Origin of the sequence: Pseudomonas sp. KCJK8993 (assembly GCF_046230915.1) — a bacterium.
GTDB lineage: Bacteria > Pseudomonadota > Gammaproteobacteria > Pseudomonadales > Pseudomonadaceae > Aquipseudomonas > Aquipseudomonas piscis.
In genome coordinates, this window is the sequence record NZ_JBJJLO010000071.1 from 1 (window position 1) to 12,400 (window position 12,400).

General features: G+C 64.3%; 11 protein-coding genes. 6 read left to right on the plus strand and 5 right to left on the minus strand.

The window, feature by feature from the left end:
• Window positions 1–95: 95 nt before the first annotated feature.
• Genes ACK6AU_RS20620 through ACK6AU_RS20630 form a run of 3 tightly spaced genes read left to right on the plus strand, consistent with a single transcriptional unit; the run spans window position 96 to window position 3,688 of the window.
• Entirely contained in the window at window positions 96–755 is a 660-nt protein-coding gene (locus ACK6AU_RS20620) for a paraquat-inducible protein A (protein WP_185700423.1), read from the plus strand.
• Window positions 742–1,365: a paraquat-inducible protein A gene (locus tag ACK6AU_RS20625; RefSeq protein WP_185700422.1), complete on the plus strand. Its 624-nt coding sequence runs from the start codon at window positions 742–744 to the stop codon at window positions 1,363–1,365. The genes ACK6AU_RS20620 and ACK6AU_RS20625 overlap by 14 nt, the downstream gene beginning before the upstream one ends.
• On the plus strand, window positions 1,358–3,688 hold the full coding sequence (locus ACK6AU_RS20630; protein ID WP_409301052.1) for an MlaD family protein: 2,331 nt from the start codon (window positions 1,358–1,360) through the stop codon (window positions 3,686–3,688). Before ACK6AU_RS20625 ends, ACK6AU_RS20630 begins: the two co-directional genes overlap by 8 nt.
• A 64-nt stretch (window positions 3,689–3,752) precedes the next feature.
• Here ACK6AU_RS20630 and mksF read toward each other — a convergent pair whose 3' ends face one another.
• From mksF to mksB, 3 genes are read right to left on the minus strand one after another with little or no spacing between them, the layout of a single operon-like run.
• The gene (gene mksF, locus ACK6AU_RS20635) at window positions 3,753–6,602 is read right to left on the minus strand and encodes an Mks condensin complex protein MksF (protein ID WP_185700420.1); all 2,850 of its coding nucleotides are present in this window, start codon (window positions 6,600–6,602) and stop codon (window positions 3,753–3,755) included.
• Window positions 6,599–7,306: an Mks condensin complex protein MksE gene (gene mksE, locus ACK6AU_RS20640; RefSeq protein WP_053132143.1), complete on the minus strand. Its 708-nt coding sequence runs from the start codon at window positions 7,304–7,306 to the stop codon at window positions 6,599–6,601. The genes mksF and mksE overlap by 4 nt, the downstream gene beginning before the upstream one ends.
• Window positions 7,296–8,573, minus strand: a complete 1,278-nt coding sequence (gene mksB, locus ACK6AU_RS20645) for an Mks condensin complex protein MksB (protein WP_053132175.1) — start codon at window positions 8,571–8,573, stop codon at window positions 7,296–7,298. The genes mksE and mksB overlap by 11 nt, the downstream gene beginning before the upstream one ends.
• 219 nt (window positions 8,574–8,792) lie before the next feature.
• Between mksB and ACK6AU_RS20650 the strand changes: the two genes are divergently transcribed.
• Together ACK6AU_RS20650 and rimI are read left to right on the plus strand one after the other, a co-directional pair.
• Entirely contained in the window at window positions 8,793–9,539 is a 747-nt protein-coding gene (locus ACK6AU_RS20650) for an energy transducer TonB (protein WP_409301068.1), read from the plus strand.
• 8 nt (window positions 9,540–9,547) lie between these two features.
• Window positions 9,548–10,000: a ribosomal protein S18-alanine N-acetyltransferase gene (gene rimI / locus ACK6AU_RS20655; protein WP_185700419.1), complete on the plus strand. Its 453-nt coding sequence runs from the start codon at window positions 9,548–9,550 to the stop codon at window positions 9,998–10,000.
• Window positions 10,001–10,023: 23 nt separating this feature from the next.
• On the opposite strand, the gene ACK6AU_RS20660 is transcribed toward rimI, so the two are convergent.
• The gene (locus tag ACK6AU_RS20660; RefSeq protein WP_185700418.1) at window positions 10,024–10,356 is read right to left on the minus strand and encodes a serine kinase/phosphatase; all 333 of its coding nucleotides are present in this window, start codon (window positions 10,354–10,356) and stop codon (window positions 10,024–10,026) included.
• A gap of 153 nt (window positions 10,357–10,509) precedes the next feature.
• Here ACK6AU_RS20660 and can point away from each other — a divergent pair, with 153 nt between their 5' ends.
• Window positions 10,510–11,154 (plus strand): carbonate dehydratase, encoded by a 645-nt coding sequence (can, locus tag ACK6AU_RS20665; RefSeq protein ID WP_185700417.1) that lies wholly within the window; start codon window positions 10,510–10,512, stop codon window positions 11,152–11,154.
• Window positions 11,155–11,205: 51 nt separating this feature from the next.
• On the opposite strand, the gene ACK6AU_RS20670 is transcribed toward can, so the two are convergent.
• On the minus strand, window positions 11,206–12,378 hold the full coding sequence (locus ACK6AU_RS20670; RefSeq protein WP_185700416.1) for a hypothetical protein: 1,173 nt from the start codon (window positions 12,376–12,378) through the stop codon (window positions 11,206–11,208).
• Window positions 12,379–12,400: the final 22 nt, after the last annotated feature.

Below are 12,400 nucleotides of genomic sequence, written 5' to 3' on the forward strand. Positions count from 1 at the left end.
GGGAAAATATTCCGATTCGAGGACAAATTTGCACAGTTATTTTCGAATCGGAACACTAGAATAGTGGCTATTTTCCCCCCGTTCCCGAGCCCTCTATGCTGGATCCGGTTGATACCCCCGGGGTGTCGGAATTGCCGCTGGATGATCTGGTCGCCTGCCATGAGTGCGACTTGCTGATGCGCAAGCCAAGACTCGCCCCTGGCGAAAAAGCCCAGTGCCCGCGTTGCGGCTACGAGTTGTATGCCCACCGGCACAACGTCGTCCAACGCAGCCTGGCCCTGGTGATCGCCGCCTTGCTGCTTTATGTGCCGGCCAATTTCCTACCCATCATGCAGCTCGATCTCATGGGGCAGTCTTCCGACGATACGGTCTGGAGTGGAGTTCTAGGGCTGTTCGACACGGGCATGCAAGGCGTGGCGGTGGTGGTGTTCCTCTGCAGCATGGGCATCCCGTTGTTGAAGCTGATCTGCCAGTTGTTGGTCCTGTTGAGCATTCGCTGGTGCATCGGTCGAAGCTACGGTCTGTTGCTCTATCGTATTTATCACCACCTGCGCGATTGGGGCATGCTCGAGGTCTACCTCATGGGCGTGCTGGTGGCCATCGTCAAGCTGGCCGACATGGCGTCCATTACCGTGGGCCTGGGCCTGGTGTGCTTTATCGCGTTGCTGTTGATCCAGGTCTGGCTGGAAGTGGTGATGTCGCCACACCAGGTCTGGCAGGCGTTATCCGGAGAAGACGTGCATGCGGGCGATTGATGCGGGCATCCTGATTTGTACCGAATGCCATGAGTTGAACCGGCAGCAGGCCGACAGTCACAGCCAGTCCTGCACACGTTGTGGAGCCAAGGTCCACGCCCGTCGTCCCAACAGCATCCTGCGGACCTGGGCACTGCTGATCACGGCTGCAATCCTCTATATCCCGGCCAACGTCCTGCCGATCATGACGGTCAGCGCCCTGGGCCAAGGCAGCCCCAGCACCATCATGTCGGGTGTCATCCAGTTAGTGCAGCACGGCATGATCCCCATCGCCGCGGTGGTATTCGTCGCCAGCATCCTGGTGCCGACCTTCAAGCTGGTGGGTATCGCCTTGCTGCTGTTCTCGGTGCAACGCCACCAACCGCTGTCGGCTAGGCAGCGGATCGTCATGTATCGCTTCATCGAATTCATCGGCCGCTGGTCGATGCTGGATATTTTCGTCATCGCCATCCTGGTGGCGGTGGTCAACTTTGGCCGGCTGGCCAGCATCGAAGCCAACCTCGGTGCGGTCGCCTTTGCCAGCGTGGTGATCCTCACCATGATGGCTGCGATAACCTTCGATCCCCGACTGATCTGGGACAACACGGAGTCGGACGACGACCATGAGTGATTTGCCTACTGCCAAAACCCGACCGGCTTCCAATTGGTCGGCCATCTGGGTGCTGCCCCTGATCGCCCTGGTCATTGGTGGCTGGCTGGGCTGGCGCGCCTACAGCGAGACCGGGATCCTGATCCAGCTGCGCTTTGAAAGCGGCGAAGGCGTCCAGGCCAACAAGACCGAGGTGTTTTACAAGGGCATGCCCGTGGGCAAGGTCAAGTCCCTGGAACTGGATGACGAGGGCAGCTCCAAGGGCGTGGTCGCCACCGTCGAGATGAGCAAGGATGTCGAGCAGTACCTGAAGACCAACACGCGCTTCTGGCTGGTCAAGCCTAGCGTCAGCCTGGCCGGTATCACTGGCCTGGAAACCCTGGTCTCGGGCAACTACATCGCCGTGAGCCCGGGAGAAGGTGGAGAGCCGACCCGCAAGTTCACCGCGCTGGTCGAAGAGCCGCCTCTGTCCGATGCCAAGCCCGGCCTGCACCTGACCATCAAGGCCGAGCGCCTGGGCTCGCTGACCCGTGGCAGCCCGGTGTTCTACAAACAGATCCAGGTCGGGCAGATCAAGAGCTATCTGCTCTCCGAAGACCAGAGCACTGTCGAACTCAAGGTCTACATCGAGCCGACCTACGCCAGCCTGGTGCGCAAGCACACACGCTTCTGGAACGCCAGCGGCATCAGCGTCGACGCCAACCTGAGCGGTCTGAAGATCCGCAGCGAATCCCTGGCCAGCATCGTCGCTGGCGGCATTGCCTTCGCCACTCCGGAAAACCGCAAGGACAGCCCGCCGACCGACCCGAACCTGCCGTTCCGCCTCTACGAAGACTTCGACGCCGCCCAGGCGGGGATCCGGGTCAAGGTCAAGCTCAGCGATTTCGAAGGCCTGCAGGCCGGACACACGCCAGTGATGTACAAGGGCATCCAGGTTGGCAGCCTGAAAGCCCTGAAAGTCGATGCCGACCTGACCAGTGCCACCGCCGAACTGACCCTCGACCCGCTGGCCGAAGACTACCTGGTGCAGGGCACCCAGTTCTGGACCGTCAAGCCATCCATCACCCTGGCGGGCATCACCGGCCTGGAGGCCCTGCTCAAGGGCAACTACATCGCCGTCCGCCCGGGCGACAAAGGCGCGGCGCCGCAGCGTGAATTCGAGGCACGGGCCAAGGCACCACCGCTGGACTTGCGCACACCGGGCCTGCATATGGTGCTGTTCACCGACAATCTCGGTTCCCTGGAGGTCGGCAGCCCCATCCTCTACAAACAGGTCAAGGTCGGAGCCGTGCAGAGCTACCAGTTCTCCCATACCCGTAAGCAGCTGGTGATCGGCGTTCACATCGAGAAGGAGTACGAGAAACTGGTCAACGGTTCGACCCGCTTCTGGAACGTCAGCGGCATCACCCTTACCGGAGGGCTGACCGGCGGTATCCAGATCAAGAGCGAATCGTTGCAAAGCTTGATGGCCGGCGGCATCGCCTTCGAGACGCCAATACCCGACGTGCCGCTGAAAAAGCGCATTCCGCGGTTCCGCCTGTTCGCCAACCAGGAAGAGGCAGCGCAGCGCGGCATCGTGGTGCAGATCAAGGTCGATCGCGCCGATGGCCTGCGCGCCGGCACTCCGGTGCGCTTCAAGGGCCTGGATGTGGGCAAGCTCGAGCAAGTCACCCTCAGCCCCGATATGCAGTCGGTGATGCTCAAGGCGCGGATCACCGAGGTGCCCGAGCGTATCGCGCGGGTTGGCAGCCAGTTCTGGGTGGTCAAGCCCGAGTTGGGTTTGATGAAGACCTCGAACCTGGAGACCCTGGTCACCGGCCAGTACATCGAGGTCCAGCCGCCCGAGAAAAACCTCGGCGCGCAAACCAGCTTCGTGGCCCTGCCGCAGCCGCCACACGCCAGTGTCCAGGAGCCCGGCTTGAGCCTGGTGCTGAGCGCTGCCCGGCGTGGATCGCTGAAGATCGGCGTGCCAGTGACCTACCGCGAGATAACGGTGGGCAAGGTCACCGGCTACGAGCTGGGGCAAACGGCTGATCGAGTCCTGATTCATATCCTGATCGAGCCCAAGTACGCGCCATTGGTACGCGGTGGCACGCGCTTCTGGAACAGCAGCGGCTTTGGCGTGGATTTCGGCTTGTTCAAGGGCGCAACCGTGCGTACTGAATCCCTCGAGACCCTGATCCAGGGCGGCATCGCCTTCGCCACCCCGGAGGGCGAGCGCATGGGCAACCCGGCGCGACCCGAGCAGACTTTTCCGCTGTTCGACCAGTTCGAAGACGAATGGCTGACCTGGGCGCCGAAGATTCCCCTAGGCAAGCAACCCGCGGTCCCGGTGACGCGCTAGCGCCGAACCAACAAAAAAGGCCGCCCTCGCAAGAGGGCGGCCTTTGTGTTTCAGCGCAGGGAAATCAGGCTTCGTCCAATGCCGCCTGTGCTTCATCCAGGGCTTGTTCGTTCATCACCGCCTTGACCTGGTCGTGGCGCCGGATGAACTTCCAGTCCGCTTCATCGATATAGATGCCGTTCGGGCCGCTACCGCCTTCCAGGTCGATGGCCACCTGGGCCGAAACCTGCGGCTTGACACTGGCCAGGATCGGCACGAAGCCCAGTTGCAGGCTGGTCTCGAGCAGCGCCGCCTGGTTGCGCTCGTCGATGTCCGCCGCCTCGTCGAGGTAGTAGGGCAGGCGAATACGCCCGGCCTGGTCGCGGTCCATCAAGTGCAGCAACAGGTACATGTTGGTCAGCGCCTTGATGGTCATGGTGGTGCCGTTGGACGCCGCGCCATCGATGTCGGTATGGATCACCGGCTGGCCGTTGACCTTGGTGATTTCGAACGCCAGCTCGAACAGGTCCTTCAGGCCCAGCTGGTTGTGGTTGGCCGCCACCAGCCGCGCCAGGTACTCCTTGGCCTCTTCGTTCTTGTTGTCCTGCTCGGCGCTCTGGCTCAGGTCGAACACCGACAGGGTCTCGCCTTCCTCGTACTGGCCGGCGCTGTGGATGATCTGGTCGATGTGCTTGAGCGCTTCCTTGTTCGGCGCCAGGACGATGCGGAAGCTCTGCAGGTTGGAAACCTGGCGCTTGTTGATCTCGCGGTTGAACAGCGCCAGCTGGTGTTCCAGGCTGTCGTAGTCGCTGCGGATGTTGCGCAGGGTCCGGGCGATGTCGGTGACCGCCGCCCGGCGGGCCTTGCCCAGGGTCAGGGCTTCTTCGGTGCGGTGCGAATAGGCGTTGATCAGCAGTTGCAGGCGACGCTCGACATCATCCTCGCTGTCGAACTTGGCCACGCCCTTGAGGCGCACCTGGGCATACAGTGCTTCGATCTGGCCATCGACCCGCTGCAGGCCCTGCCAGCTGTCCTGATAGTCGTTGAGCAACGGCAGCAGGTTGTCCATGGAGTCGTCCACCGGGTCCATGAACGGTGTACCGAACGGCAGGTCCGCCGGCAGCAGCTGGCGACGGCGCAGGGCGTCGTCGAGCGTACGCTGCTTGGCTTCCATGTCGCTGATCTGGCGACCCACCAGTTGCAGCTTGGCCGACAGTTGCTGGACGCGCTCGGTGAAGGCATCGCTGGAGCGCTTGAGTTCGTCCTGGGCAGCTTCCATCTGTGCCAGCTGCTCCAGCTTCTCGCCTTCCTCGGCGCTCAGGGTCTGGGTCCGGCGGAAGTCTTCCAGGGCTTTCTGCGCATCCAGTACCTGCTGGTACAGGGCTTCGGTCTGGGTCTTGCTCGCGGCGCGGTCGGCAGCCACGGCGGCCTGGGTCTTGAGCTGCTTGAGCTCCTTCTCCAGGCGCTCCTTCTGGTCGCGCAGGGCCGCGCGGTCGGCCAGGGCCTGCAGCGCCGGTGGTTCGATATGGGAGATGTCGATGGACAGCCCCGGCACTTCGAAACGCTCGCCCTTGAAGCCATCGAGGATCAGCTCCACGGACTTCACCCAGTCGCCATTGTCGTCCAGGGCGATGCCGTGCTCGCCCAGGGGCAGGCTGAACAGCGCGCTGTTGAACAGGCGCATCAGGCGTTCCACATCTTGCTGGGAGAACTCCTCGCGCAGGCGGGCGTAGCTGTTGTTATCGGCGTGGTCGAGCTGCTGCTTCACCGACTTCAGGCGTTTTTCCAGGTCGCGCAGGCGCTCTTCCAGGTCTTCGGCGGAGAACTGCCGGGACTGGGCCAAGGCGCCGGCCAGTTCGTCGTGGGCATCCTTGGCCGCCAGCAGTTGCTGCTCCAGGACCTTGACGTCATCCACCAGGGCGAAGCGGTGCTTGAGCACCGACAGCTCGCCCAGCCAGCGCTGGGTGCCGGTGATTTCCCGCTCCAGGCGCATCATTTCCTGGGTGCTGTTGCGCTGGTCGTTCTGCAGGGCGTCCTGCTCGTTGCGGTAGTGCTCGGCCTGGATGGTCAGCTCTTCCTTGCGCGCACTGGCGTAGTCCGACCAGGTGCCCAGCAGCGAGTCCAGCAGCGGCGACAGGCGATGCAGCTTGCCGCGCAGGATATCCCGTTGCTTCACGCCGCTGGCCAGGGCCTCGACCAGCGGGCCGGCGGCCACCAGCGAGTTGTAGTCCTGCTCCATGCGCCGCACATCGCGGAACGCCTCGTCGCAGGCGGCGATGTAGTCGACACTGCCCGAGCGCAGGCTGTGCTCGAAGGCATCGAGGAACAGCTGCTTGAGCTTGGCCGCGGTGATCTCGCGCATGTGCAGCAGGTTGATGAACAGCGCGCGGAAGGTCTTCAGGCTCTGCTCGCTGGTGGAGCGCAGCGGGATCAGCGTCAGGTCCAGCGGGATCGAGGTGTGGCCACCGACCAGCAGGCGCCGCAGTTCATCGGGCTTGAGCTCGTAGGCCTTCAGGCCATGGCGCTCCAGGTTGGTGAACAGCTCTTTTTGCCGCAGGCAGGTGTCGTCCTTCTGGTAGTGGGCCAGGTCCAGTTGCCCGGCGTAGGCGAAGAACTGGTGGCCGAAGCCACCACCCGGGCCGCGTCCCGACACGCCGATGACGTGGGGGCCGTGGGGCAGCGAGACTTCCACCAGGATGTAGCTGGTGTCGGAGGCGAAGTAGAAGCGCCGCGACTGCTCCAGGCTGTACTTGCCGAAGCTCATGTCCGACATGCGCGCCAGGATCGGGAATTGCAGGGCGTTGATCGACGCCGACTTGCCCAGGTTGTTCGCGCCGTAGACCGACAGCGGCTCTTCCAGGGGGAACAGGCCCAGGCTGTAGCCAGCGGTGTTCAAAAGGGCAAAGCGGCGGATGCCGTAGCGTTCCTTGCTCATGCGTCGAGCTCCTGTTCTTCGGCGATGGCCCGGGCCAGCGCGTCTTCTTCACTTTCCTCGGACTCGTCGAATTCGCTCAGGTCCAGCGGGTCATCGGTTTGCAGCAGTTTCTCGTCGCTGTCCTCGTCCACCAGCACCGGGGTCGGCAATGGCAGCACGCTGTGCAGGCTGGCCGCCAGGTCGCGGTCTTGCTGTACCGACAGGCAGACGTCGAGGAAGCGGTGCATCGGCGGCAGGAAGCGGTAGATCCCCGGTTCCTCCAGGGCGAAGCCCAGTTGGGTCATGCGGCGCATGATCTTCTCTTCCAGTTCTTCCTGGGTCTGGACCTCGGCCTGGATGAACAGGTCGCGGTACTTGTCCAGCAGCGAGGGCAGCTCGTCGCGGCCCAGGCTGCCGCCGTCGAGCACGGCGATCGGGTCGCGGCCCTGGTCGGCCAGGTGCTCCACCAGGATGAAGGTGAACAGCGCCAGGCGTTGGGCGGTCTTGTTCACCTGCGCCGCGGCGTTTTCCGGCACGAAGTAATAGAAGCCGCGGGTATCGCACACCAGCTCGAAGCCCAGGGCCTTGAACAGGGTGCGGTACTGGTCCTGGAAGTTCGACAGTTGCGCGTACAGCTCCGGATCGCGGCGGCTGACGTGGTAGCCCTTGAACAGCTCGCGGAAGATCGGCGCCAGCTGGGACAGTTCGGAAAGATCAAGATGCATTGGCATTACTCGCAGTTTGCTCGGGCTGGTCGTCGCGAGCCGAGAGCAGGGCGAAGGAGCGCAGGCTGACCTGGTGCTCCTGGGTGTGGTATTCGCGGCGTTCGAGACGCTCGCGCTTGAAGCGTTTTTCCCGGGACAGGCGGGAGAACCAGTACAGCAGCTCGTCGGTGGCGCCGTCCGGTTCCTGGTCCAGCAGCCAGCTCATCAGGTCCGGCATCGGCAGGGCGTTCTCGCAACGCTCGAGCATTTCCCGGACCGTGCGCGGCGCCTTGGGGGCCAGGCCCTTGTGGGTCTTGTGGGCCTTGGGGAAGCGCGCCGGCTTGGGCTCGAAGCGGGCCAGGGCGTAGACATAGGCCTCCACCTGGCCGGAGCTGCCGAGGAAGGTACTCTGCGGGCGGGTGAACATCGGCATCGCCGCCTGGGGCACCGCATCGATGCCCTTGCGGCGGATGACCGACAGGGCCAGGGCCGCGCCACGGGTCACGGCGTTGTGTCGGCGGGCCTCCTCGCGCAGCGGCAGCAGCAGTTCCCGGGCATGGCGCAGGGTCAGCTGGGCGCTGGTCTGCATCTCCAGGATCCGCGCGTGGGTGCGCAGCAGCATGTCGTCGTCCACCAGGTGGCCCAGGCGCTGCTGTTCGGTGAGCATGCGCAGCAGCACGTTCTCCACCTTGCGCACGCCCTGCTCGAAGGCGCCGTCGGCGTTCACCAGCTGGATCATCGGCTCGACGTATTCGTCCCAGGTGGCCAGCACCTCGGCGTAGCGCTGGCGCAGGGGGATCTGCCGGTCGCTGGTCTTGGCCCGTTCGGCCACCGCCACCAGGGCCTGTTCGTCGTTGGCGAGTTTCTTCAGGACATCGCGTACGCGCATGTCCAGCAGGCGCAGCTGGCGCGCCAGGTCGTGGCCGTCGCGGATCTCGAAGGCATCCTGGATGTAGCCTGCCAGGCGCTCCAGGTGGCGCAGGTAGGCTTCGATCTCCAGGCACAGGCCCAGGCGGTGTTCACGCCGCAGGTAGGCGAGGAAGTCGTGGATCTGCGCGTTGAGCTCGAAGCGGTTCGGGCTTTTCGCCACCGGGACCAGGATGTCCAGGCGTATCCATACGTCCAGCAGGTTGGTGATGTCCTGGGGCGTACTGTCCAGTTGCTGGGTGGCCAGTTGTGAACGCAGTTCGGCAAGACTCAGGGTGCCTTGGTCGAAGTGCTCGCACAGTGGCTCCAGAAGTGCCCAGTGTTCGGCGAGGGCGCGCAACACGCGCTTGGGTTCGATCATCGGAATGGCCGGCTGGTTGGCAAATGAAAAGCGGCGATTGTACTGCATCAGGGGGCTGGCGATTCACCCTGCATCCAGTTAAGGAGACGGACTGTCGCTTTTGCGCTGCATCAACTGCGGGCGATCTTCGGCGAAGGACGGTAGAATCCCCCACCTCAGTTATCCACAAGTGGCCGACCCTTGCTTATCGAGTCCCGTCGTCGCGCTTATCTGTCCGCCATGCAGGTGGTCAGCTGGTTGCCGCGCAGCGAATTGCCCTTTGCCGCCCCCTCGCGCCCCGAACTGCTGGTTTTGCCGGAGCCGGTGGTGGAGGCGCCGCCTGCGCCCGTCGTCGAGGCCCAAGTCGCGGCGGCCCCGGTGACGCGCAGTGTCGATCGGCCGAAAATCGAAGTGCCGCGCCCGGCTGCGGCCTCTGCCCGCCCGGCCGCCAAGCCTGTGGTCGAGGATGAGGAAGCCGCCCCCGTGGTCAAGGCGCCGGTGGTCCCACCGCCGCGCTTCGCCCTGCAACTGCTGCGGGCCGGCCGTTGCCTGTTGCTGGTGGAGCTGCCCACCGGCGAGGCGTTCCAGAGCCGCGACCCGGCCTACCTGTTGCTCAAGGACATGCTGCGCGCCGCCGGCCTGCCGGACAGCCCGCAGATCCTCGCCGAGCCGGTGCGCTGGCCGCGCCTGACCCGTGGCAACCTGGACCAGGGACCCGAGGCCGCACGGGATTTCGTCCAGGCCTTCGTCGGCATGCGGGTCGAAGAACAACCCTGTGCCTGCCTGTGGCTGGTGGGCCTGCCGGCCATACGTTTTGCCGGCGAGGCCGATGCCGAGGCCTACAATCGCGAACTGGAGGTCGAAGGCCTGGGTTCGGCCTGGGCCTTGCCCGGGCTGGAGTTGTTGATGGAAGAGCCACAGCGCAAGGCCGATGTCTGGCAAGCCATGCGCCGGTTGATGGCGCGCTGGAAAAGCAATGATGAGTAAGAGTAGCGATGAGTGACGCGTTGACCTTCCGCCTGGCCACCGAGGCGGACCTGGATGCCATCCTGAAGATCGAATATGCCGCGTTCAGCCACCCCTGGACCCGCGGCATCTTCATGGACGCCTTCAAATCCTATGAAGTCTGGCTGATGTTCGAAGGCAGCCAGCAAGTGGGGCACGGGGTGATCCAGGTGATCATCGACGAGGCCCACCTGTTGAACATCACGGTCAAGCCGGAAAACCAGGGCCGCGGTTTGGGCCTGCAGTTGCTGGAGGCGTTGATGAAACGCGCTTACCAGAAGGACGCCCGGGAATGCTTCCTGGAAGTGCGCTCCAGCAACCAGACCGCTTATCGGTTGTACGAGCGCTACGGCTTCAACGAGGTCGGGCGCCGCCGCGACTACTACCCGGCGGTGGGCGGGCGCGAAGACGCGCTGGTCATGGCCTGTACCCTGGTGGATTGAGCCGCGCCAGGCCAGCGCTTTCCTCAGCGCTGGCGATCCAGTGGCTTGCGCCTGGCCAACTCGGCTTCATCCTGGCCCGAGCCACCACCGATCTGAGCATCGTCGACGATGCTCAGGTCCCAATCGGCGGGGCGGCTGGCCCCTTTCTCCCGGACGGAGCGGGCGCCATCCTCCGGCGTCAGGATCTCCGGGCTCAAGTCGTTAGCAGTGGACCCGTCCTCGGTGGCCGGGCCGTCGCTGCCAGCCACCGGGGCCTGGTCATCGAAATGCAGTTCCTCCATGGAGCCCATGCGATCCTGGTCGTCGTCGATGGGCTCGGGTTGGGGCTCGTTGTAGGGGCGTCGTGGTTCAGTCATGGAAGGTCCTCGAACTTCAGGGGCTTGTAGGGGTGGACCGGCCCCCTTGGCGAAGATTCCCCCGCATGGGATGACCGGTATCTGCCGCATCGGGCGTGACCCCGGCCGGAGGTCGTCTGTCAAACCTGCGCATCATTCCTGAGGCTTCACAGCATGAACGAACTACAAGACCTGATTGATAACAACGAGCGTTGGGCCGAAGCGATCAAGCAGCAGGATCCGGAGTTCTTCTCCAAGCTGGCCCGCCAGCAGACCCCGGAGTACCTGTGGATCGGCTGTTCGGATGCACGGGTGCCGGCCAACGAGATTGTCGGCATGTTGCCGGGCGACCTGTTCGTCCACCGTAACGTGGCCAATGTGGTGCTGCACACCGACCTCAACTGCCTGTCGGTGATCCAGTACGCGGTGGACGTACTCAAGGTCAAGCACATCCTGGTCACCGGCCACTATGGCTGCGGCGGTGTGCGGGCCTCGATGCAGGACCGCCAGCTGGGCTTGATCGACGGTTGGCTGCGTTCGATCCGCGACCTCTACTACGAGCACCGTGACGCGCTGGGGGCCCTGGCCACGGAAGAGGAACGGGTCGACCGCCTGTGCGAACTCAACGTGATCCAGCAAGTGGCCAACGTCGGTCACACCAGCATCGTGCAGAACGCCTGGCATCGCGGGCAGAGCCTGTCGATCCACGGCTGCATCTACGGGATCAAGGACGGCCGCTGGAAGAGCCTGAATACCACCATCAGCGGCCCCGAGCAGTTGCCGCCGCAGTACCGCCTGCGCCCGGTGGGCTCGCCCTGAGGCACCTCAAGCGCGAGCGCCGGCCCGGTCCGGGCCGACGCCGGCGCGACCTCACAGGTGTGGCACTTCGGTGCTGGGCGCCGGTGCGGGGGACTGGAGCTGCAGCAACTGGCTCTTGACCGCCGCGCTGGCGCACTTGGCCGCCGCCTGCTGCTGGTCCAGCTTGCGGATCGAGGTGTAGAACAGCTCGCAGGTCTTGGACTTCTGCGTCACCTGCCAGGTCTGGGTGCAACTGTTCAACTGCGCCTGCGCATCGCTACCCGGCTTGCTGCCCATTCCCGCCTGCCAGCAGGCCGCGCTCAAATCCTGCCCCATCACCTTCAAGCCCGCGGCATCGGCCTTGGTTTCATCGTCGTCGTAGTTGGCCGGGTCCGCCGCATACCAGATGTAGCTCGGGTGGTTGGAGCCCAGCACCGGCACCTTGAGCCCGGCACTGGGGCTGATCTGCGCCAGGCCCAGCACATTCACCGTCACCCCGTACTGCTGCTTGAGCCAGCTGCGCACCGGCGCGCCGAAGGCCACCATCGGCAAGGCGGCGCCGCTGCTGCCCCGGCTGACCTGCCTGACCATGGTGGTCTGGTAGTTGTTGAAGTAGCCGTAGACGCCTTCCAGGTCCTTGCCGGCATTGGACGGCGCGGCGATCGGCGCGATGTCGACGATGGTCTGGTAGGCCGGGGTCTGCGCGGCGGCGATGCCGTTGGCGGTGAGCAGGGTGGCCCAGCGATCGGTGGTAGCCGATTCGAGGTAGTCCTGGGCCTGGGTCAGGGAGTAGTCCGGCGGGAAGTGCAGGAGCTCGACGCTCTTGCGGTTTTCCAGGGCCATGCCCAACGGCAGGAACAGGTACCAGCTGTAGGCCCACTTGCCGTCGCTGTTGAGTTGGCTGGCGCCCTTGTAGGCCAGGTCGCCGGCATCCAGCAAGGCGCCCAGGGGCTTGCCGTAGCCCGCCGGAACCCCGCTGAACGAGGCCAGGACCTTGTCGCCAGCGGTCTTGACGCTGACCTTGGCGTTGGCATACCCATCGCGCTGCACGCTCTGGGTCAGGTAGTGCGCCACCGTCTGTTCCAGGGTCCAGTCGCGATAGCAGATGACGTTGCAGTTGTTGGGAAAGGCGAACAGCCGGGTTACCCGTTGCGGGCTGCCCAGGTCGACCTCGACATCGGCCATGGTGGTGGAGCTCAGCGTAATGGCGGCCAGCGCGAGGCTCAGTCCTGCGAGTTTCAACATGCTCAGATCCTTTTCAGCGTGA